The 22,193-nt window shown below is 41.6% G+C and carries 20 protein-coding genes; 15 read left to right on the forward strand and 5 right to left on the reverse strand.

Annotated features, from left to right (window positions below; translation table 11 throughout):
- Positions 1-60: 60 nt before the first annotated feature.
- From jag to rpmH, 4 genes are all read right to left on the reverse strand, one after another.
- Positions 61-780, reverse strand: a complete 720-nt coding sequence (jag, locus tag FD44_RS01090) for an RNA-binding cell elongation regulator Jag/EloR (protein ID WP_010619015.1) — start codon at positions 778-780, stop codon at positions 61-63.
- Positions 781-933: 153 nt separating this feature from the next.
- On the reverse strand, positions 934-1,767 hold the full coding sequence (locus FD44_RS01095; protein WP_010619016.1) for a YidC/Oxa1 family membrane protein insertase: 834 nt from the start codon (positions 1,765-1,767) through the stop codon (positions 934-936).
- Positions 1,764-2,126: a ribonuclease P protein component gene (rnpA, locus tag FD44_RS01100; RefSeq protein ID WP_010619017.1), complete on the reverse strand. Its 363-nt coding sequence runs from the start codon at positions 2,124-2,126 to the stop codon at positions 1,764-1,766. The genes FD44_RS01095 and rnpA overlap by 4 nt, the downstream gene beginning before the upstream one ends.
- Before the next feature lie 91 nt (positions 2,127-2,217).
- Positions 2,218-2,352 carry a 50S ribosomal protein L34 gene (gene rpmH / locus FD44_RS10265; protein WP_010619018.1) on the reverse strand — a complete coding sequence of 45 codons (135 nt, stop codon included), beginning with the start codon at positions 2,350-2,352 and terminating at the stop codon, positions 2,218-2,220.
- Between the two features lie 491 nt (positions 2,353-2,843).
- Here rpmH and dnaA point away from each other — a divergent pair, with 491 nt between their 5' ends.
- The 15 genes from dnaA to FD44_RS01175 all read left to right on the forward strand — a co-directional run bounded on the left by dnaA (position 2,844) and on the right by FD44_RS01175 (position 21,317).
- Positions 2,844-4,184, forward strand: a complete 1,341-nt coding sequence (gene dnaA, locus FD44_RS01105; protein WP_010619019.1) for a chromosomal replication initiator protein DnaA — start codon at positions 2,844-2,846, stop codon at positions 4,182-4,184.
- 279 nt (positions 4,185-4,463) lie between these two features.
- Positions 4,464-5,603, forward strand: coding sequence for a DNA polymerase III subunit beta (dnaN, locus tag FD44_RS01110; RefSeq protein ID WP_010619020.1), 1,140 nt, complete (start codon positions 4,464-4,466; stop codon positions 5,601-5,603).
- A 266-nt stretch (positions 5,604-5,869) separates the two neighbouring features.
- Complete coding sequence (gene yaaA / locus FD44_RS01115) at positions 5,870-6,088, forward strand: S4 domain-containing protein YaaA (protein WP_010619021.1); 219 nt, start codon at positions 5,870-5,872, stop codon at positions 6,086-6,088.
- A gap of 8 nt (positions 6,089-6,096) precedes the next feature.
- The gene (recF, locus tag FD44_RS01120; RefSeq protein WP_010619022.1) at positions 6,097-7,233 is read left to right on the forward strand and encodes a DNA replication/repair protein RecF; all 1,137 of its coding nucleotides are present in this window, start codon (positions 6,097-6,099) and stop codon (positions 7,231-7,233) included.
- A 16-nt stretch (positions 7,234-7,249) separates the two neighbouring features.
- Positions 7,250-9,196, forward strand: coding sequence for a DNA topoisomerase (ATP-hydrolyzing) subunit B (gyrB, locus tag FD44_RS01125; protein WP_010619023.1), 1,947 nt, complete (start codon positions 7,250-7,252; stop codon positions 9,194-9,196).
- Between the two features lie 108 nt (positions 9,197-9,304).
- Complete coding sequence (gyrA, locus tag FD44_RS01130; protein ID WP_413052693.1) at positions 9,305-11,758, forward strand: DNA gyrase subunit A; 2,454 nt, start codon at positions 9,305-9,307, stop codon at positions 11,756-11,758.
- A gap of 236 nt (positions 11,759-11,994) precedes the next feature.
- Positions 11,995-12,291 (forward strand): 30S ribosomal protein S6, encoded by a 297-nt coding sequence (gene rpsF, locus FD44_RS01135; protein WP_010619025.1) that lies wholly within the window; start codon positions 11,995-11,997, stop codon positions 12,289-12,291.
- A 48-nt stretch (positions 12,292-12,339) separates the two neighbouring features.
- Positions 12,340-12,888 (forward strand): single-stranded DNA-binding protein, encoded by a 549-nt coding sequence (ssb, locus tag FD44_RS01140; RefSeq protein WP_010619026.1) that lies wholly within the window; start codon positions 12,340-12,342, stop codon positions 12,886-12,888.
- Between the two features lie 40 nt (positions 12,889-12,928).
- Positions 12,929-13,168, forward strand: a complete 240-nt coding sequence (gene rpsR / locus FD44_RS01145) for a 30S ribosomal protein S18 (RefSeq protein WP_010619027.1) — start codon at positions 12,929-12,931, stop codon at positions 13,166-13,168.
- Positions 13,169-13,300: 132 nt separating this feature from the next.
- Positions 13,301-15,325, forward strand: coding sequence for a DHH family phosphoesterase (locus tag FD44_RS01150; protein WP_010619028.1), 2,025 nt, complete (start codon positions 13,301-13,303; stop codon positions 15,323-15,325).
- A gap of 89 nt (positions 15,326-15,414) precedes the next feature.
- Positions 15,415-15,867, forward strand: coding sequence for a 50S ribosomal protein L9 (gene rplI, locus FD44_RS01155; RefSeq protein WP_010619029.1), 453 nt, complete (start codon positions 15,415-15,417; stop codon positions 15,865-15,867).
- 77 nt (positions 15,868-15,944) lie between these two features.
- Positions 15,945-17,324 carry a replicative DNA helicase gene (gene dnaB, locus FD44_RS01160; RefSeq protein WP_010619030.1) on the forward strand — a complete coding sequence of 460 codons (1,380 nt, stop codon included), beginning with the start codon at positions 15,945-15,947 and terminating at the stop codon, positions 17,322-17,324.
- 287 nt (positions 17,325-17,611) lie between these two features.
- Complete coding sequence (locus FD44_RS01165) at positions 17,612-18,784, forward strand: MDR family MFS transporter (RefSeq protein WP_010619031.1); 1,173 nt, start codon at positions 17,612-17,614, stop codon at positions 18,782-18,784.
- Between the two features lie 62 nt (positions 18,785-18,846).
- Positions 18,847-19,116, forward strand: a complete 270-nt coding sequence (locus tag FD44_RS01170; protein WP_010619032.1) for a hypothetical protein — start codon at positions 18,847-18,849, stop codon at positions 19,114-19,116.
- 575 nt (positions 19,117-19,691) lie between these two features.
- Complete coding sequence (locus FD44_RS01175) at positions 19,692-21,317, forward strand: peptide ABC transporter substrate-binding protein (RefSeq protein WP_010619033.1); 1,626 nt, start codon at positions 19,692-19,694, stop codon at positions 21,315-21,317.
- Positions 21,318-21,420: 103 nt separating this feature from the next.
- Here the strand turns inward: FD44_RS01175 and FD44_RS01180 are convergent, their stop codons facing one another.
- Positions 21,421-21,969: a TetR/AcrR family transcriptional regulator gene (locus tag FD44_RS01180; protein ID WP_010619034.1), complete on the reverse strand. Its 549-nt coding sequence runs from the start codon at positions 21,967-21,969 to the stop codon at positions 21,421-21,423.
- Positions 21,970-22,193: the final 224 nt, after the last annotated feature.

The following is a 22,193-nucleotide window of genomic DNA, read 5'->3' on the forward strand; positions in this document are numbered from 1 at the left end:
TGATTGCTTCTAATATAAAATGGATTCGCTACTTTGTCAATTAAAACCCAGCTGTTCGGTTTACAATTTTGGGGCAATGACAACTGAGCGCCGTGGCTCTTTGCCAGCTGAATATGTAATAACGTGGTGGTTTTGTCCAAGTGTTGAATGAATTTGTTTGCGTTCAAATGAAGGCATTGGGTCTAAATACACGGGCTTGCCCGTCGCAACGACTTCGCGAGCCATATTATCAGCAAGTCGGATAAGCGTCTCAGCTCGTCGCTCACGGTAACCAGCAACGTCCAATTCCGCGTCTAAATGCGCTGCACCCTTATGGTTCAAGAAAATCTGTGCCAGGCTTTGTAGTGCGTTAATTGTCCGTCCGTGCTTCCCAATTAAGAGACCTTCCGCTTCGGTCGTAAATCGAACCGTCACCTTGCGCTGCTGCAGGTCTACTTCTGTGGTGGCATCCACTCCGAGTTGAGAGACAATGTCCAACAAGTAACCCTCTAACTCATCAATTGCCTGCTCATTTGACTCAGATTTATGCTGTGGCTTTTGGGTGGCTACTTTCATTCGTTTCGGCTGCTTTTTAACAGCCTGTTTAACTGGCTTATCATCAACGACTTTTTTAGGTGCCCGCTTGATGATGCTTACTTCCGCCTGTCGTTTGCCAATTCCCAAGAATCCGTGCCGAGGCTGAACCTCGATTGAAATGTCTGCGTGCTCACGATCTAGCTGCATAGTTGAAAGGCCAGCCTCAATTGCTGTCTCAACCGTTGCGCCTTTAAAAACCGTCATGAAATTTCCTCCTAATTGCTCGATAACTCTTTTATCAATGATTTCCAGATTCGATTTTATCATATTAAACGCATGAATAGCGGCTTAATTGGACAAAAAATAAAAAGCTAGGACAAAAGTTACTTTGTCTTAGCTTTCGAATTTTCTAAACGATTATTTACGACGACTCTTTCGAGCTCGTTTCATCGCCTTTTTAACAGTTCGTTCATGATCCAACTGTTCTTGTTGCTTCTGATCCCGTTCCTTCTTAATCTTCCATGGGTTTTGAATCGTCAACGTCTGTCCAGCTTGGAAGGCGTTGGTGATGACCCAGTAAAGTGAAAGGGCTGAAGGAACATTTAAGGCGGTGAAGAAGATAACGACCGGCATTCCGACCGTCATCATCGTCGTCATTCCGCTACTTTCTGGTTGTGACTTCATTGAAAGCCACGAACTGAAGAAGGTAAATACTGCAGCCAAGATTGGAAGGACAAAATAAGGATCTTTGTCACCGAGTTTTAACCACAGGAATGAACCTGTTCTTAAAACCTCAGTCCGCCAGATAGCTTGATACAGCGCCCAAATAATTGGCAATTGCACAATCAATGGTAAGCACCCCGCAACTGGATTCACACCAGCCTCAGAATATAATTTTTGTTGTTCTTCTCGAAGTTTCTGCATTGTTTCCGTGTCACGAGAAGAGTATTTCTTTTGTAATGCTTTAAGTTGTGGTTGGACTTCTTGGGTTCTTCGCATACTTCGCGTCTGGAAGATCATCAAAGGTAAGATGACGATTCGGACCAAAATAGTAAAGACGATGATTCCCAATCCATAACTACCGTTAAATAGATGAGACAACCAGATAATAGCTCGCGAGAAGTTTAGGACAATTAAACCGTCCCAAATTCCCGTACTATTACTTGTGATTGGCTTATTACTACAAGCGGATAGCAGGAGAACTAATCCAACGAGTCCCAGCATCAATAGGATACGTCTATATTTTTTCACTGTTTTTCCTCACTATAATTAGAGTCAAGTAGCTTTGCTAACTTCAATACGTGGATCAAGTGATGTTTAGTTTCTTCCATTGATAACTGGTCAGCCCTAGGACGAGCAATTACCAAAAAATCGACATCTTGCTTTAAATCTGGTTTCAATTCTAACAGTGTCTGCCGAATTCTTCTCTTGACCCAGTTACGGTGAACCGCATTCCCAATCTTTTTGCCAACTGAAATTCCAACCCGAAAATGGGGCTGATCTTTTTTATCCATAGTATAGATAACAAATTGGCGGTTTGCGACCGAGTTACGCGTTTCAAAAACTTTTTGAAACTCCGCTTCTTTTTTTACACGGTATGATTTTCGCATGATACATCTCCAAAATGTGTCGAATCATCTGATACAAAAAGGCCCGACCAAATTCAGTGAAAAAGAAAAGACCACTGAACGGTCAGTGGCCTTATGCAGATAATACTTTTCTGCCTCTTTGGCGTCTACGAGCTAATACGTTACGACCGTTGCTGGTACTCATACGCTTGCGGAAGCCGTGAACACGTGCACGATGACGACGCTTTGGTTGGTAAGTTCTCTTCATAAGGACACCTCCTACTTAACTAGCTTTTTGAGCTGATTTATTTACATCATAGATTTCCTAAATGCATTTCCTGAATATAATATCATATTATAGCCAAACTTCAAAGGGCTAATTTAGATTTCTCTGTGATTTTTTAATTTTTAAATTTTGTTTCATGCACAGAGCCTGTGGATAACTTGTGCATATCTTTATTATTATCCACTGGAAACTCACAGGCTCATCCCCCAATTCACAGGCACTGGAAAAAGAGCCTCCTCACCTTGTTAATACTGTGGATAACTTGTGAAACACTTGTTGCTATGCACTTCCTTTTACACAACGTTCTGTGGATAACTTGAAGATTATTGAAAAACTTCTGACTTATCAACAGCCCTGTGGAAAACTTTTCGACAGCCTGTGAAACATTTATGAACAGGTTCGTTTACCTGTGGAAAACTCTAAAACTTCATGCTAAACTGAATTTACTATTTCACATAGGAGGAGGAAAAAAATTGCTTGATCTTCAAACAGTATGGGGAGCAATCGCCGAAAGTTTTCGAAAAGTCTCGACACCCGTCACTTATTCGACCTGGATTGCGAGCGCTCAACCTATTTCATTAATTAATCATCAGCTAACGATCAAGCTGCCGTCTGCCCTACATAAAGATTATTGGGAAAGTAATCTGACACAGGAGCTGGTTGAATTTGCCTACCAAGCAACCCATGAGGATATTCAGCCAGATTTTGTTGTCGACATAGATCCAGTTGAAACTGCTACTCGCAAAACAACCAGCGATAACGCTAATGAGAATGTTCCGACATTTATGAAGGAAACGAAACTAAATCCCAAGTATACGTTTGATACCTTTGTTATTGGTAAAGGAAATCAAATGGCTCACGCCGCTGCGTTAGTTGTTTCAGAAGAACCTGGTGCAATGTATAATCCACTCTTCTTTTATGGTGGTGTTGGTTTGGGCAAGACCCACTTGATGCACGCCATTGGTAACAAAATGATGCTCGATAGACCCAACACTCGCGTTAAATACGTGACCAGTGAGGCATTCACCAATGACTTTATTAACGCTATTCAAACCAAGACACAGGAACAATTCCGTCAAGAATATCGAAATGCCGACCTCTTATTAGTCGATGATATTCAATTTTTTGCTGATAAAGAGGGAACTCAGGAGGAATTTTTCCATACCTTTAACTCCCTATATGATGATGGCAAACAGATTGTATTGACTTCTGACCGGCTACCACGGGAAATTCCAAAGCTGCAAGATCGGTTAGTTTCCCGATTTGCATGGGGATTATCCGTTGATATTACGCCTCCTGATTTGGAAACTAGAATCGCCATTTTACGAAATAAAGCCAACGCTGATCATATTGATATCCCAGATGACACACTGAGCTACATCGCTGGTCAAATTGACTCCAACGTTCGTGAATTAGAGGGTGCTTTGGCACGAGTTCACGCTTATTCCAAACTCAAAAACACCCCTATTTCAACGGATCTAGTCGCTAAATCGTTAAAGAGTCTCAATCTTGGAAACTCTCACGCTGAGATTACCATTCTGTCTATTCAAAATGCCGTTGCAAGCTACTATCACGTCTCACTTGCCGACCTTAAAGGAAAGAAACGAATGAAATCAATCGTGATGCCGAGGCAGATTGCCATGTACCTTTGCCGGGAACTGACTGACAATTCGCTTCCTAAAATTGGGACTGAGTTTGGCGGTAAGGATCACACAACCGTTATCCATGCTTACGAAAAAATCACTGAATCTCTTAAAAATGATACCAATCTTCAAAACGAGATTTCTGACTTAAAAAATGAACTTAAAAGATAGTAAAAAGGCAATCACTTATCCTAAATTAAAAATTTGGGATTAATGACTGCTTTTTTTTCGTATTTTAGGCTATCATGGGAATAGTAACTTTATTTGCTAATTCTCGCGGTTGTGGATAAATGTAATTTTTTTGTAAAGTTATCCACAAGTTATGCACAGGCCAATTTTCACGGTGGGGCTCACTTCTACATAGTTATCCACCGTATCAACTGCCCTACTACGACTACTATCTTTTTATTAATTAATATAAATACATCCCTAAGGAGTGACACACTTATTATGAAATTTTCAATTCGCCGTTCAGTTTTCATCAAGGAATTATCAAACGTCCAACGCGCCATTTCATCAAAAACAACGATTCCAATATTAACGGGACTAAAACTAGTTGCCACAGATAACGGTCTGACACTTACTGGATCTAATGCTGATATTTCAATTGAAACGACCATTTCTGCGAGCGATGAAGATAACGCATTAGCAATCGCAAGTACGGGTGCCATTGTGTTACCTGCCCGATTCTTTAGTGAAATCATCAAACGACTACCAGAAGAAACATTCCAATTAGAAGTAACTGAAGGATTTCAAACTGAGATTACTTCTGGTTCTGCATCCTTTAATGTTAATGGGCTAGATGCCAACAACTATCCTCACCTACCTGAAATTGATACAACTGATGCCATCAAATTAGATGGTGCGGTTTTCCGCGAATTAATCAGTCAAACGGTTATTGCCGTTTCTAATCAAGAAAGCCGGCCAATCTTAACTGGGGTCCATTTTGTCTTGGATGAAAATCAATTCTTGGCGGTTGCTACCGATAGTCATCGATTAAGCCAACGAAAAGTTAACTTACAAACGGGATCGACTTCTAAGTATGATGTTATTATTCCTGGTAAGAGTTTAGTTGAACTCTCCCGAATGATTGGTGACGAATACGATCAAGTTGAAATGCGCCTTTCTGAAAATCAGGCCCTATTCATCTTGGGAGAAACCTCTTTCTACACACGTTTGTTAGAAGGAACTTACCCTGATACATCCCGACTCATCCCTAAAGAAGCGGAGACGACACTTGAATTCGAAGCACCCGCTTTGCTTGCTGCAATTGAGCGAGCATCCCTTCTTTCACATGAATCGCGCAATAACGTCATCAAATTAATCATTAAGCCTAGCGAAAAGTCAGTTGTGATTTACGGCAACTCACCCGATGTTGGTAAAGTTGAAGAAGCATTAGTTCCTAACACTGTGGAAGGTTCGGAAATAGAAATTTCATTCAACCCAGATTACATGAAGGACGCCCTTCATTCATTTGGTCAATCAACCATTAAAGTTTCGTTTACCTCAGCGTTACGACCATTTACCTTAGTTCCAACTGAGGATGATGAAAACTTCATTCAATTGATTACGCCAGTTAGAACGTTCTAAACGACGAAAATAATCGCGAAAAGCCACCAGAAATTTCATTTCTTGGTGGCTTTTTGTGTGGTTTTAAATTTTCCAGCTGAAAAGTTGAAAAATACCTAATTTTAATTTTAAAGCCGTTATTTTTCGTTCTCAGGAATTTTAGACAGTTTGATATTCAGAACCTTAAATTTCATAAAAATGCGCAGAGAGCGTTATATGGTGTCGTAAACTGTACAATCGGTCTGATAAAGGGTATAATATTCGTATGTGAAAAGGTGGGTGGAAAGATGAAAAAAGACGTTACCATTGATACACCCTATATAACATTAGGACAGTTACTCAAGGCGGAAGCAGTCATTAGTTCGGGCGGTCAAGCAAAATGGTTTTTGCATGACAATGATGTTTTAGTGAACGGTGAGCGCGATGATCGTCGGGGTAAGAAGCTTTACGAAGGCGATACGGTTGCTGTACCTGATGTTGGATCATTTACGATTCATTCAAAGTAGGGTGAAACATGTATTTAAAGAACATGAGTTTACATCATTTTCGAAACTATGAGGCAATAGATGTCACCTTTAAAAATGGGATTAATATTCTACTGGGTGAAAACGCTCAGGGTAAAACGAACCTATTGGAGGCAATCTATTTTTTGGCGCTAACGCGTAGCCACCGGACTAATAGTGATCGCGAACTCATCAGCTGGGATGCCGAAGCAGCTCAGGTTGTTGGACGAGTTCAAAAGCAGACCACCTCAGTGCCACTTGAAATTGATTTAGGAAAGTCCGGCAAACGGGCCAAGATTAATCATTTGGAACAAGCAAAATTATCACAGTATATTGGTCAACTAAACGTCATCCTGTTCGCACCCGAGGACTTATCCTTAGTTAAGGGGTCGCCACAGGTTCGGCGTCGTTTTATTGATATGGAATTTGGCCAGATGAATTCTCGCTATCTTTATAATTTGTCACAATATCGGACGATTTTGAAGCAGCGAAACCGCTATTTAAAGGAGTTGCGCAGCCACAAAGAATCCGATTTAGTATTTCTAGACGTGCTGTCTGATCAATTGGCAGCATATGGGGCTGAAATTATTTGGGAACGGTTGAAACTGCTAAAAGAGTTGGAACACTGGGCAGCAGAGGTTCATCAAGAAATTTCACAGGGAAGCGAACGGTTAACGTTTAGGTACATAACACCACTTGAAAAAGAACAGTTAGTTTCTACGGATACAATCTATGAGGGATTAAAGAAGTTATTTGAGGAGAAGCGTGAAAAAGAGCTTTTTCAGCGAACAACATTGTTTGGACCACATCGTGATGACCTGCAATTCTTTGTGAATGACAAGAATGTTTCAACCTATGGCTCTCAGGGGCAACAGCGAACAGCAGCACTCAGCGTGAAATTGGCCGAAATCGATTTGATGAAGGCTGAAACTGGGGAATATCCGGTTTTGCTGCTGGACGATGTTCTTTCAGAATTAGATGACAATCGGCAGACGCATTTGCTAACGGCGATTCAAGATAAGGTGCAAACCTTTTTGACAACCACTAGCTTAAGCGGCGTCGCCAGACAGCTAATTCATGATCCAAAGGTATTTCACATTGAAACGGGCAAATTAGTCGAAGAAAAAACGGATGAAACGTCAAATTAATAAGGGGGCAACGCATTTGGCAGACGAAAAAGAAACAAAAAAAGAGCGTGCAGCAGAATATGATGCCAGTCAAATCCAAGTACTAGAAGGTCTAGAGGCTGTTCGTAAGCGACCTGGTATGTATATTGGCTCAACGAGTTCTCAAGGACTTCACCACCTCGTTTGGGAAATTATTGATAATGGTATCGATGAAGCCTTAGCCGGATTTGCAAACGAAATCCACGTGACTGTTGAAAAAGATAACAGCATTACCGTGATGGATAATGGGCGTGGAATTCCAGTTGGGTTACAAGAAAAAACTGGTCGACCAGCTTTGGAAACTGTTTTCACGATTCTGCATGCTGGTGGTAAGTTTGGCGGCGGCGGATACAAGGTTTCTGGTGGTCTTCATGGTGTTGGTGCATCAGTTGTTAATGCGTTGTCGACTGAATTAGACGTTAAAGTCGTTCGTGATGGTAAGCGTTACTATATGGACTTTGCTTATGGGCACGTTCATACCGAAATGAAGGTCATTGATGAAGGCCTAGCAGAAAATATTCATGGGACGACGGTTCATTTTGTTCCGGATCCAGATATTTTCCGTGAAACGACGACTTTTGACATTAATACGTTAACAACCCGTATTCGTGAACTTGCCTTTCTGAATAAGGGACTACAAATCACGATTCGGGATGAACGCCCGGAAGAGCCAACCGAACAAGATTTTCTATATGAGGGCGGTTTAAGGCATTACGTTGAATATTTAAACAAAAATAAAACCACGCTTTTCCCAGAACCCGTTTACGTTGAGGGTAAGGAAAAGGGGATTACGGTCGAAGTTGCGATGCAGTATACGGATGATTTTCATTCAAACCTGCTGACTTTTACGAATAACATTCACACCTATGAAGGTGGGACCCATGAAGAAGGATTCAAGCGGGCTCTAACTCGAGTTGTTAATGATTACGCCCACAAAAAGGGATTGTTAAAAGAAAACGAAGATAATTTAACCGGTGAAGATGTGCGTGAAGGGATGACAGCTGTCCTGTCAATCAAGCATCCAGATCCTCAATTTGAGGGTCAAACTAAGACAAAACTTGGAAATTCAGATGCTAGAACCGTTACGGATCACTTATTCAGTGAGTACTTGATGGACTATTTGATGGAAAATCCTACTGTCGGTAAAATTATCGTTGATAAGGGTTCTTTGGCTTCAAAAGCCCGAGTTGCCGCTAAACGAGCTCGTGAAGTGACTCGTAAAAAGAGTGGTCTTGAAATTAGTAATTTACCTGGTAAGTTGGCAAACAACTCAAGTAAAGATCCCGCAATTTCTGAACTATTTATCGTCGAGGGTGATTCTGCCGGTGGTTCAGCCAAACAAGGACGTTCCCGTTTGACGCAAGCAATTTTACCGATTCGTGGAAAAATTCTGAACGTTGAAAAAGCTAGCATGGATCGAATTTTGGCTAACGAAGAAATTCGATCACTGTTTACAGCTATGGGAACCGGGTTTGGTGATGAATTTGATGTTTCAAAGGCAAATTATCATAAGCTAATCATCATGACCGATGCCGATGTCGATGGGGCTCATATTCGAACCTTGCTATTGACCCTGTTCTATCGCTACATGCGGCCACTTGTTGAGGCTGGCTACGTGTATATTGCACAGCCACCGCTGTACCGAATTCGACAAGGAAAGATGCAGCGTTATATTGATTCAGATGAAGAATTACAAGAAGTCTTGGGACAATTGCCACCATCACCAAAGCCTGCAATTCAACGATACAAAGGTCTTGGTGAAATGGATGCTGAACAACTTTGGGAAACGACAATGGATCCAGAAAATCGCCGTCTCCTTAGAGTTGATTCTGAAGATGCCATTCAGGCAGATCAAGTATTGAGCATGCTGATGGGTGACAAAGTTGAGCCACGACGTAAATTTATCGAAGAAAATGCAAAATTTGTTCAAAACTTGGACATCTAAGTAACCAACCTAAATTGAGTTGGATTTGAATTAAGACTGGAGGTTGCAAATTTGGCTGATGAAGAATTACCAAGCCGGCGGATAGAGGACGTTGATTTATCCAAAACAATGAGAACGTCATTTTTGGATTACGCAATGAGTGTTATCGTTGCGCGTGCCCTGCCGGATGTCCGAGATGGATTGAAACCCGTTCACCGACGGATTTTGTACGATATGAACGAACTGGGTGTGACACCTGATAAACCCTACAAAAAGTCTGCCAGAGTTGTTGGTGACGTTTTAGGTAAGTATCATCCCCATGGAGATACTGCCGTTTACGAGTCAATGGTTCGAATGGCGCAGGACTTTAGTTATCGGTATATGCTTGTTGATGGTCACGGAAACTTTGGTTCTGTCGATGGTGACGGTGCTGCGGCGATGCGTTATACCGAAACGCGTTTAAGCAAAATCGCGATGGAAATGTTGCGCGATATCAACAAAGATACAATCGATTACCAAGATAACTACGATGGAACTGAACGCGAACCTTCTGTGCTTCCTGCTCGTTTCCCTAACTTATTAGTGAACGGTGCGTCAGGAATTGCGGTTGGGATGGCAACAAACATTCCCCCTCATAACTTATCAGAGGTTATCAGCGCGATTCATATTTTGATGGATAATCCTGATGCAACAACTGCCGATTTGATGGAGGCTGTTCCAGGGCCTGATTTCCCAACTGGTGGCGTTGTCATGGGAAAATCTGGGATTCGGAAAGCTTATGAAACTGGTCGTGGATCAATTATCGTCCGTGCTAAGGTCGAAATTGAAGAGCAAAAGAACGGCAAACAGCGGATTATTGCAACTGAAATTCCATACATGGTCAACAAGGCCAAGCTAATTGAGCGAATTGCTGAGTTAGCTCGTGAGAAGCGAATTGAGGGCATTACTGATATAAACGATGAATCTGATCGTGAAGGAATGCGGATTGTCATTGATGTTCGTCGTGATGCAAGTGCTGAAGTTATTTTGAATAACCTATACAAAATGACCATGATGCAAACATCCTTTAGCTTCAACATGTTGGCAATTGTTAAAGGTGCCCCAAAGATTCTCAGTTTGAAGGAAATTCTTGTTTACTATCTTGAACATCAAGTTGAAGTTATTAAGCGACGGACTGCTTTTGAATTGAAGAAGGCTGAGGCTAGAGCACATATCCTTGAAGGATTGAAGATTGCGCTAGACCATATTGATGCCATTATTAGCATCATCCGTAATTCTCAAACTGGTGAAGTTGCCAAGGATCGGTTAATGAACGAGTACAAGTTAACTGATAAGCAGGCTCAAGCAATCTTGGACATGCGTCTTGTTCGATTAACTGGTTTGGAACGGGATAAGGTTGAAAAAGAATATAACGGTTTGATATCAGACATTGCTGGTTATAAAGAAATTTTGGCTAGTCGTGATCGGGTTAACGAAATCATTTATCAAGAATTACTAGATGTTCAATCCAAATTTGGTGACAAACGTCGGACAGAATTGATGGTTGGCGAAGTCTTGAGTCTTGAAGATGAAGATCTAATCGCTGAGGAAGACGTAATTATCACGTTGACCCATACCGGGTACATCAAACGCCTACCAACTTCAGAGTTTAAAGCGCAGAACCGTGGTGGCCGTGGGGTTCAAGGAATGGGCGTGCATAACGATGACTTTATCGAGCACCTTGTTTCTGCCTCAACCCATGACGTTCTGTTATTCTTCACGAATGCTGGAAAAGTTTACCGAATGAAGGGTTACGAAATTCCTGAATACGGTCGTTCCGCAAAGGGAATTCCAGTGATTAACCTGCTGGGTATTAATACTGGTGAGCAAGTGCAAGCCGTGATTAATATTTCTGGCGGCGGGGATGAACAGCGCTATCTGTTCTTCACAACCGTTCACGGAACTGTTAAACGGACGCCAGTTGACGAATTCACCAATATTCGGAGTAATGGACTAAAGGCAATCACCCTTAAAGAAAATGATGAGCTGATGAACATCGCCATCATTACCGATAGCGATAACATGATTATCGGAACTCATTTGGGATATGCCGTTAGCTTCAAGTCTGGTGATGTGCGTTCAATGGGACGTTCAGCTGCCGGAGTACGAGGAATTCGTCTGCGTGATGACGATTACGTTATCGGTGCTGATATTCTTCAACCAGATAGTAAAGTGTTTGTCATTTCCGAAAAAGGATTTGGTAAACAAACCCCTGCAAATGCCTACCCAATTAAGGGTCGTGGCGGTAAGGGAATCAAGACCGTTAACGTTTCCGAAAAGAACGGACCGTTGACAGGACTTGCAACTGTCTCAGGTGATGAAGATATTATGCTTGTGACGAATAAAGGCGTCATGATTCGATTCGGTGTCGAGAAGGTTTCGGAGACGGGACGAGCAACACTCGGAGTTCACTTGATTCGAATTGATGAGGATACAAAGGTTGCAACGATGGCTGTCGTTGAAAAAGAAGCGCCAGCTGATGAACAACCAACCGATGAAGATGAGACAGCGGAGACGCCAAAATCAGATTCAGAAGACGAATAATTTCAAAAAAAGATTAGAACGAAAAATGTTCTAATCTTTTTTAATACAGTCAGCTAGTCAATTTCGTAATTAAGGGAGTAACGCAAATAACATCTCTTGCAACGTCCCGTATTGCACTTTGATTTTTATCATGATATACTATTTATCTGTGAGTGCCGTCAATTTGACGGTAACTCTCCTTACTCATCTAAATCTCAAGAGGATGGGTCTGAAGTCCATAAGGAGGTGTAATTTTCATGGAAACTACTAAATATGAAATTACCTACATCATTCGTCCTGACCTTGATGACGCTGCTAAGACTGCCTTAGTAGAACGTTTCGACAAGATCTTGACTGACAACGATGCTAGCGTAATTGATTCAAAAGATTGGCAAAAGCGTCGTCTTGCTTATGAAATTGGTGGCTATAACGAAGGTGTTTACCATATCGTTAACTTAACAACTGCTAATGCAGAAGCATTGAACGAATTTGACCGTCTTTCAAAGATCAATGATGATATTCTTCGTCACATGATCGTTAAGCGCGAAGCTTAATTTACCGATAATTCAATTATCAATAATTAATGAGGGGAGCAAACAGTTATGATCAACCGAGCAGTACTTACGGGACGCTTGACAAGAGATGTTGATTTACGTTACACACCAAGTGGTGCAGCAGTAGGAAACTTTACGTTGGCTGTTGATCGGCAATTTACCAATCAAAGCAACGAACGTGAAGCGGACTTTATCAACTGTGTTATTTGGAGAAAGTCTGCTGAGAACTTCACCAACTTCACCCACAAAGGGTCGTTAGTTGGTATTGAAGGTCGCATTCAGACTCGAAATTACGAAAATCAACAAGGTACAAGAGTTTACGTGACTGAGGTTGTTGTTGAAAACTTTGCACTATTAGAGCCACGTTCGGCTTCAAATAATGCGGGTGGTAACAACAATTTCAGTGCTCCTAGTGATAATAATGCTCCTCAAGGAGATACCAATCCATTTGGCACGCCTAATCAAGGTGGGTCAGCACCTGCTGCTGGTAACAATACCAACAACAGTGCCCCATCAGCTGATAACAGCAACCAAAATGATCCATTTGCAAATAATGGACAATCAATTGATATCTCTGATGATGATTTACCATTCTAAGATCAAGATTTGATCTTGGTTAATCAAGGAGGGAAAACACATGGCTCAACAAAGAAGAGGTGGCCGTCGTCGCCGTAAGGTTGACTTCATCGCCGCAAATCATATCGAATACATCGATTACAAAGATACTAACTTACTAGAACGTTTCGTTTCAGAACGAGGCAAGATTTTACCACGTCGTGTTACTGGTACTAGTGCCAAGAACCAACGTCGTTTAACGATTGCTATCAAGCGTTCAAGAATCATGGGCTTAATGCCTTTCGTTTCAGAAGAAGGCTAGTCAATATTAAGAGGTTAAAGCTGAAAAGCTTTAACCTCTTTTTTGGCCTTTAGAGGGACTTCTCCGCTTGCTTTTTTGAACGGTGTGAATGTGCTAAAATAAAGCTACCATTGAAACATAAGAGGAGTAAATATGAAAAGAATATTTTCTTGGGATAATTTACCAGAGTTCTTACGGAATGAACGATTACGAGGAATTACCATTTTCATTGGCGTCTTGTCGCTGGTGGGTCTTTGGCTCGCCTTTATTTACAGTTGGATTTTAGGGGTTATCGGTGTGTTCGCCGTCTTATTGGGGTTAATATTCTCCTTTAACACAATGAGTGAAATTGGAAAAGATACCAATCGTTATATATCAGATTTATCTTATCGAATTAAACATGGTGAACAAGAAGCATTGATTGAAATGCCCGTTGGAATCGTTATTTTCAGCAAAAACGATGAAATCGAGTGGGTAAATCCCTACTTACAAAATTACTTTGGTGATCAAATCGTGCTGGGTAAAAAAATTGAGGACGTGGATGAGTCACTGGCAAAATTAATTAGTGACCATGCCGAAGATGGCGAAAACTCTACTGTTTCGTGGGGAGACTATAAGATTTCTCTAGTGGTTCAACGAGAATTGGGCGTTGCCTACATCATGGACATTACCCACTATGAAAACATTGCACAGCTCTATAACGATGAAAAGTTAGCGCTAGGACAGATTTTTTTGGATAACTATGATGAAATCACTCAGTCAATGACTGACCAAGAAATTTCAAATTTACGTAACTATGTAACCAATGAATTATCGCGGTGGGCACAAGACTTTGGGATGTACATCAAGCAACTTGATGATGATCATTTCTTCTTGTTGACCTATTCGAAGACGCTAAAGGCAATTGAAGAGGACAAGTTTAAGATTCTGGACATTATTCGGGAAAGCACGTCTAAACAAAACTTCCCGTTGACCTTAAGTATTGGGATTGCCTATGATGATTTAAATCTAAATCGATTGGCTGACCAGGCACAAAGTAACCTTGATTTGGCACTTGGTCGAGGTGGTGACCAGGTGGTTGTTAAGCCTCAGGATGAAGAAGCCCGCTTTTATGGCGGAAAGACGAACCCAATGGAGAAGCGGACGCGGGTTCGTGCGCGGATGATTTCGCAAGCACTGCAAGAGCTCATGAATGAGTCTGATCAAGTTTTTGTTCAGGGACATTTGCACCCAGACATGGATTCCGTTGGGGCCTGTCTAGGGATTAGGCGAATTGCCAAAATGAATAACAAGGATTGCTGGATTGTTCTTGATCAAGAAAACGTCCATTCTGATATTAAACGGTTGCTGGAAGCCTTGAAAGAATATCCTGAAATTACTGATTCAATCATCACACCAGAAGAGGCCGTAGAAAAGGCGACTAAGCAAAGTCTGCTGATCATGGTGGATCATTCCAAGACATCCCTTTCAATCGCACCAGAGCTCTATAATAAGCTAGAAAACCGGGTGATGATCATTGACCATCATCGTCGAGGAGAACAATTCCCCGAGAATCCAATTTTGGTTTATATCGAACCTTATGCGTCATCAACTTGTGAACTGATTACTGAAATGTTTGAGTACCAGTCTCAAGAAGAAGAACCAATTAACAAAATTGAAGCAACTGCCATGTTGACTGGGATCTTTATTGATACTAAATCCTTCTCACTACGAACAGGAACCCGAACCTTTGACGCAGCGAGTTACTTGAGGTCTGCGGGAGCAGATTCCGTTCAAATGCAAGAACTGATGAAGGAAAACGTGGACAGTTACCTACAACGGAATCATTTGATTGAAATGGTTGAATTTATCGATAAAGATAAAGCAATTATTGCGGGTGAAGAGGATCAAATTTATGATTCAGTGACCGCTGATCAGGCCGCAGACAGCCTCCTATCAATGACGGGTGTCGATGCCTCGTTTGTCATCACAAAGCGTGACGACGGTCGAGTGGGCGTTTCAGCCCGAAGTCTTGGTGACTACAACGTTCAATTGATTATGGAAAAAATGGGTGGTGGTGGTCACCTGTCCAGTGGGGCAACCCAAATTGAAGATAAAACGGTTGCTGAAGTTAAACAGGGATTAATCGATATTTTAACTGAGGATGACGAAACCGAAACTGATTCCGATGCTGAATAATTTTAGTGTCACAACGTTCAATTATATGATAAAGTTTTAAACAGAGCCGAGAACGGTCGGCGTAGATGATTAAGAAGGAGTGGATCACTGTGAAAGTAATCTTTCTACAGGATGTTCGTGGCAAAGGAAAACGCGGCGAAATTAAGGATGTTCCGGATGGGTACGCCCAAAACTTTTTAATTAAAAATGGTAAGGCGAAATCCGCTACTAAATCCGCAATGAGTCAACTTGAAGGTCAACAAAAGGCCGAAGTTAAGCACGAAGAAGAGCAGCTTGAGGAAGCTAAAGAGCTACAAAAACGGCTTGAAAGTGATAAGACGGTTGTTGAGCTAAAAGCAAAGGCCGGAACTGATGGCCGATTGTTTGGCTCAATTCCTAGTAAGCAAATTGCGCAGGCACTCAACCAACAATTTGGCTTAAAGCTAGACAAGCGCAAGATTGAATTAAACGAACCAATTCGCGCAATGGGATATACGAATGTACCAGTTAAGCTTCACCAAAATGTGACCGCAAAAATTCGGGTACACGTTTCTGAAAAATAAGCTGGTCCTTTGATGAAGAATCTCAAAATCAATCGCTGGTTTTGAGATTTTTGTCGTTTAGATTTAGGAGAACAAGAATGAATAACGAGATTATTAATGATCAAACCCCACCACAAAATATAGAAGCAGAAAAAGCCGTTTTAGGTGCTATTTTTCTAAGCACAGATGCGCTAGTGGATTCGATGGAATACCTCCAACCGGATGATTTTTACCGCCGTGCTCATCAGCTTATTTTTGCTGTCATGGTTGATCTAAATGATCGGGATGAGGCAATTGATGCGGTGACTGTCAGCGACGAGCTAACCACCCGTAATCAGCTGGAGGACATCGGTGGCGTGAACTACATCGCCGAACTGGCATCTTCAGTTCCAACGGCAGCTAACGCTATTTACTACGCAAAAATCGTCTCTCAGCAGGCAATTCTCCGCCGGTTAATTAAAACAGCAACCGACATTGTGACGCAAAGTTACTCGCAAGATGAATCTGTCGATGACCTGCTAGCGCAGGCTGAACAAAGCATCATGAACGTGGCTGAGGATCGAAATTCCTCTGGTTTTAAGCCAATCAAGGATGTTTTGACGAGCACCTTTGAAGAAATCGATAAACTTGCCCAACAAAAAGACACGGTTACCGGTCTTTCAACGGGTTATCGTGATTTAGATAAGATTACAACTGGGCTTCATGAAGATGAATTAATGATTTTAGCGGCGCGTCCAGCCGTTGGTAAAACTGCATTTGCGTTAAATATTGCCCAAAATGTGGGAACAAAAACTGACAAAACAGTGGCCATTTTTAGTTTGGAAATGAGTGCTGAATCACTGGTTAACCGGATGCTTTGTGCTGAAGGCAGTATTGATGCCAACCATTTAAGAACGGGTCAGCTAACTGAAGAAGAATGGCAAAATTTGGTGGTTGCGATGGGAAGCCTTTCCAAAGCAAACATTTACATCGATGATACGGCCGGCATCAAAATGTCCGAAATTCGGGCAAAATGTCGCCGATTGGAAAAGGATCGAAATGGTGAACTTGGACTAATCGTCATTGATTACCTCCAACTAGTTGAAAGTACGGGTGCTGAAAACCGGCAACAAGAAGTTTCCGCTATTTCACGGCAATTAAAGAAATTAGCCAAAGAACTTCACGTTCCAGTTATCGCGCTTTCCCAATTGTCACGTGGGGTTGAGCAGCGTCAGGACAAACGACCAGTGCTTTCTGATATTCGGGAATCTGGTTCAATTGAACAAGATGCCGACATCGTTTCATTTTTATATCGGGATGATTATTATGATCGTGACGATGATGATGACGACGGTGGTGACGAGGTGCAGGACGTTGGACCGGTTGAAGTTATTATTGAGAAAAACCGTTCGGGTCCACGAGGAACAGTTAAGTTACTCTTCGTGAAGTCGTACAACAAGTTCTCATCGATTTCAAACGTCCCTGATCAACGAGGTTAAGGTTAAAGGCTGGGCAAAGCATTGCGCTTTGCGACCAGCCTTTTTTTACCGAATTAAACAAAAAAACAGGCCAGCCTCTCGGGCTAACCTGTTGATTTTATATATGATTCAATTCTATATATTCCAAGGGGAGGAGGAGTACATGAAAAGAAGTGTTTGGGGGAAGGTTAGAAACTTATTTCTAACTTATGAACATAGTATAATCAAAAAGTTTGAAGAAAATGTGACAAATAAACCATGACTTATTAAAGGTTTAATTAAGGAAAACAAAAGATGGAGGTGATTTTGTGCATGAATCACGCTTAAAGTGGCTACTAACGGGCGCCATGCTCAATAGTATTGGAACGAGTTTCATCTGGCCGTTAACGACCATTTACATGCATAATGCGCTTGGCAAATCACTGACAGAGGTTGGTGTCATTCTCTTAATGTATTCGATTGCGAACGTGATTGGCAGTTATATTAGTGGCCGCTTGTTTGATCAACTGAATCCCCAACTTCTGACGCTACTTGGAGTGGGCGTTTCAGGTTTGGCAATGGCAACGCTAATCTTCCTCCATGGTTGGCCGGCGTATCCGATTGGGCTTGTCGCAATTGGATTCGGGACGGGATGGATCATCACCCAGGTCAACTCTTTGGGAACCACGATCCATTCAAAAGATGGCCGCTACGTCTTCAACATGCTCTATTTTATGCAAAATTTGGGGGTCGTTTTTGGAACGTCACTGGTTGGCTTCGTATACGATATCAGTATGTCGCTGCTATTTGTGATTACAACGGTGCTGTACGTCCTATTGTTTATCGTGGTGGCCGTTTACTATAAGGTGCCAGCCCTTGCCAAACGCCGTAAGCCAGACGGCGCCAAACAGCTCGTTCGACTTCCAAAGGCAAATAACTGGGTGATTTATACCTTCTTTTTCACCTTAGTCATCATTTGGATTATGTACGAACAATGGGTATCCAACTTGTCCGTCTATATGACCGGAATGGGAATTCCGATGCGAAATTATAGTCTATTATGGACTTTAAACGCAGGATTAATTGTAATTTTCCAACTCATTCTTAATCGGTTGGCGCACTACATGAAAAATATCTACATTCAAGTGTATGCGGGAATTTTCTTTGTTGCGATTTCGTTTGTGACGCTGATGTTTGCCCATGATTATATGCACTTTATATTGGCGATGGTGATTCTAACGATGGGGGAAGCAACGGCGTTTCCAGCCATGCCAGCAATTATTAACGAATTGACACCAGTGGCGGTTAAAGGTAAGTATCAAGGCTTACTCAACTCCTGGGCCTCATTTGGTAAGGCGATTGGTCCCTTGTTTGGTGGACTAGTCATTGAGGGATTGAGTTACTCATGGCTGTTTCTGATTGCGGCAATTGCCAATTTTGGCCTATTAATTTTAAATTTGATTATCGTCCATTTAAAAAGAAATGAAACGGAAGTCTATTAGTGTTAATTTTGAAACACAGCGGTGCTATACTTGTTTTAGCATCTTGATTGGAGTAGAGGAGTATGAAACGAATTTTTCGGGGAATCGTGGGGATTGCCGCTGGAATTATTATCGGTAGCTCTTTCTTTGTAATGACCAGTTCTAAGCAAAATCAGTTTGAAATTTCGACAAATTATGTGACACCGGATGCCAGCCAAACAACGTTGGTTGCCACTGAGGGCCATTCAGTTGCCGTGCAAAATGAGGGCACAACGACCCACAAGGTAACAACGAAAGTCCGAGTCCAAAAAATTAATCAGCCAAAGCACCACATTCCATTTTCACGACAGTAAAAGATCAAAATTCATTTTTTGTATAAAGTGTCGATAAGCCTGCTAACTCATTGAATTTTAATAATGTATAAATGGGTTGATTAAATGAATATTATAATTAATTGTTGACAGTTTTATGCAAAAGAGGTAACTTTATCAGCATAGATTTTCATAATAATGAATAACGATGAAGAGAAAAGTAATCAAGTCAAACACGCTCAGCAAGTTTAGGTTAATGGAAGCTAAACCGGTTTGAAATGGTGAAACGAGTCTCGAAGTTGTACTAAGAAGATTAGTGCTGATTGGTGCCCATTACCGCACCGGAGTTTGAATACGAACTCCCAGAGGAAAGTCGTGTGAGCGGCTTTCAAATAAAAGGTGGTAAAGCGACAGTCGCCCTTGGTTCTTAATGGACCAGGGGCGACTTTTTTAGTACCCCAATTTAAGACAAAGAAGAGAGGTCAACATGATGGAGAGTATGAAACAAGCACAAGTTAAAGGGTTAAATAGAGTCCGCCGCAGCTTCCGATCTGGCATGGTTTTGCGATGCTACAAGTTGACTAATCACTATTTGAACTTAACGGGGGAAATATCACATGAACAAGAAAAACACGCTATTAACGGTTGCACTTGGTAGTTTATTATTAATTTTGGCAGGTTGTACGAGTGGCAACGCCGATTCAACTTCAACTAATTCAAACAAAACATTAAACGTCACACTTGGTGGGAATCCTGCTACGGCGGATCCTGCACTATCGGGGGACCGTTTCAGTTCCGCAATCATTGGCCAAACGTATGAGGGGCTTTATGCTTACGACAAAAAGGGCAACGTCATTCCTGGCGTTGCGACTAAGTTAGTTAAGCCAACCAATAATGGCACGGTCTATACTTACAATTTGAAAAAGGATGCCAAATGGTCAAACGGCGACGAGGTTACCGCACAGGACTTTGTGACGTCATTTGAACATGAAGTTGATCCAACATCTAAGTCACAAATTGCGAGTGACTTTAAGTATTTCAAGAATTACAATGCCGTTCAATCCGGCAAAATGAAGCCGAGCGCCTTAGGGGTTAAGGCACTTAGCGAGAAGAAACTGCAAATCACATTATCAAAACCACAACCTTGGTTGAACGATATTTTAGCTTCAAAAGGGTACCCAATTAACACAGCCGCCTTCAAGAAGTATGGCAGTAAGTATGGAACCTCATCAGCTAAAACAGTGACCAACGGCGCCTACAAGCTAGTTAACTGGAACGGAACATCTGACGACTGGGAATACGTTAAAAACACCCACTATTGGGATGCTAAAAACGTGAAAATTAATAAGGTTGCCGTTCAAGTTGTTAAGGAACCTGGCACAGCTCAAAACCTGTTTACGTCTGGCAAGGTTCAGGAAACGGCTTTGAGTGGGACCTACGTTAAAAATAACGAGAACAACAAGAGTTTGAAGACCACGTTAAACGGGTCAATGCGTTTCTTGGAGTTCAACGATAAGAAGGCCGTTACGCATAATGCGAACGTTCGTAAGGCATTCTCATACATCATCAATCGTGAATCAATTACGAAGAACGTCCTTCAAGACGGTTCAGCCCCGGCAACCAGCCTAATTCCAAAGGGGGATGCCAAGGATCCTCAGACGGGTGAAGACTTCACCAAAGAAGTTGGTAATTTGCTGAGTTATAACCCTAAAAAAGCAACGGTCCTTTGGAATAAGGCCAAGAAGCAACTTGGAAAGAAAACTGTTAACCTTCAAATCCTATCTGCTGATACAGATGATGAAAAGCATGTCGCCCAGTACCTGCAACAACAAGCAGAAAAGTACATGCCAGGACTTCACGTGACGGTTCAATCATTACCTTTGGCGCAACAAATTGCCAAGGGCGCTAAGATGGACTACGACATCGATCTTGATGGCTGGTCAACCAATTGGTACGATCCGTTAGACTTCCTCCAAATGGCTGATGGATCAAACCCCGTCAACTTCACAAAGTGGGACGACAAGACGTATCAAAACATGATTAAAGAGATTAACGATACTTCGAACCACACGACTCAGCAACGTTGGGATTTGATGAAGAAAGCAGATACCTACGTGACAGAAAATGCTGGTTTGGTTCCACTTTATCAACAAGCTAAGGCCTACCTAGTGAGTGATAAGGTCGGTGGCATGGATTACTCAATGATCACGGAAGCACAGTACAAATACGCCTACTGGAAGTAGACTAAACGATTGGTAAGAAAGCTCAAACTAGGGCACGAGTTTGAGAAAACTAAATAGATAAATAAAACCACTTAGCTGACTGAGAGCTCTAAGTGGTTTTTGTTTAGCTAAAATAGTGTTGCATGTTCTGCAATATTTGGCCGATTTCATGGTAATTGGGAATCTTTTCCTGTTCTAAAACGTAATTAATAATCGTTAGAAAAAGGGAGAGGGTGATTGCCTTTTCCAGCACCGATGATTCGTGATGGGTCAATTGGTCGATATTATCTGAAATAATGGTTTTAATTTCACTCTGAAGCGTTAAAGAACCAATTTGAATGGTATTTAAAGCCTTGATGGTGTCACGTTGATTCAAGAAAACCTGCTTTAACTCGGGGGTCATTATCTTAATGATTTCCCCAAAATCAAGACCACTATCCATTAGTTGAATGCGTTTTTCAACGGCTTGGCGGTAGTCGGCCGAAAGGCTTTTGATTAGTTTTTCAGCCAGGTCGTACTTGTCGGCATAGTGTTTATAAAAGGTGAGCCGATTAATCATCGCATTTTCGGCAATTTTGGTAACGGAAATAGCGTTAAATCCCTCTTGATTTACTAAATCAATGAAACTTCTTTTAATGGCAATTTCAGTTCGTCTAATACGCAAATCAGTCATAAGTAAAAGCCTTCCTAATTAAAGTTTTAGTCAACAATATTATAATATATGTCGCGTTAATTAACACTTGTTAGTTTATGTAGCTTAAATCCCAATAGAATAGGGAATTAGGCTTGAAATTTCTGACTTTTGGGATAATATACTAAGGTGAATTCAGCAACGCAGGTTGACGAATTTTGCGGCTAAGCTTAGTCTGATACACATACCAATCGTTGGGAGGTGAG

The organism is Secundilactobacillus malefermentans DSM 5705 = KCTC 3548 (genome assembly GCF_001436395.1).
Taxonomy (GTDB): domain Bacteria; phylum Bacillota; class Bacilli; order Lactobacillales; family Lactobacillaceae; genus Secundilactobacillus; species Secundilactobacillus malefermentans.

Excerpts from the sequence above, each read along its gene's own strand:
- jag (WP_010619015.1), bottom strand. The coding sequence starts at position 780 with ATGACGGTTTTTAAAGGCGCAACGGTTGAGACAGCAATTGAGGCTGGC.
- rnpA (WP_010619017.1), bottom strand. The coding sequence starts at position 2,126 with ATGCGAAAATCATACCGTGTAAAAAAAGAAGCGGAGTTTCAAAAAGTT.
- rpmH (WP_010619018.1), bottom strand. The coding sequence starts at position 2,352 with ATGAAGAGAACTTACCAACCAAAGCGTCGTCATCGTGCACGTGTTCAC.
- dnaN (WP_010619020.1), top strand. The coding sequence starts at position 4,464 with ATGAAATTTTCAATTCGCCGTTCAGTTTTCATCAAGGAATTATCAAAC.
- yaaA (WP_010619021.1), top strand. The coding sequence starts at position 5,870 with ATGAAAAAAGACGTTACCATTGATACACCCTATATAACATTAGGACAG.
- recF (WP_010619022.1), top strand. The coding sequence starts at position 6,097 with ATGTATTTAAAGAACATGAGTTTACATCATTTTCGAAACTATGAGGCA.
- gyrA (WP_413052693.1), top strand. The coding sequence starts at position 9,305 with ATGAGAACGTCATTTTTGGATTACGCAATGAGTGTTATCGTTGCGCGT.
- rpsF (WP_010619025.1), top strand. The coding sequence starts at position 11,995 with ATGGAAACTACTAAATATGAAATTACCTACATCATTCGTCCTGACCTT.
- ssb (WP_010619026.1), top strand. The coding sequence starts at position 12,340 with ATGATCAACCGAGCAGTACTTACGGGACGCTTGACAAGAGATGTTGAT.
- rpsR (WP_010619027.1), top strand. The coding sequence starts at position 12,929 with ATGGCTCAACAAAGAAGAGGTGGCCGTCGTCGCCGTAAGGTTGACTTC.
- FD44_RS01150 (WP_010619028.1), top strand. The coding sequence starts at position 13,301 with ATGAAAAGAATATTTTCTTGGGATAATTTACCAGAGTTCTTACGGAAT.
- dnaB (WP_010619030.1), top strand. The coding sequence starts at position 15,945 with ATGAATAACGAGATTATTAATGATCAAACCCCACCACAAAATATAGAA.
- FD44_RS01170 (WP_010619032.1), top strand. The coding sequence starts at position 18,847 with ATGAAACGAATTTTTCGGGGAATCGTGGGGATTGCCGCTGGAATTATT.
- FD44_RS01175 (WP_010619033.1), top strand. The coding sequence starts at position 19,692 with ATGAACAAGAAAAACACGCTATTAACGGTTGCACTTGGTAGTTTATTA.
- FD44_RS01180 (WP_010619034.1), bottom strand. The coding sequence starts at position 21,969 with ATGACTGATTTGCGTATTAGACGAACTGAAATTGCCATTAAAAGAAGT.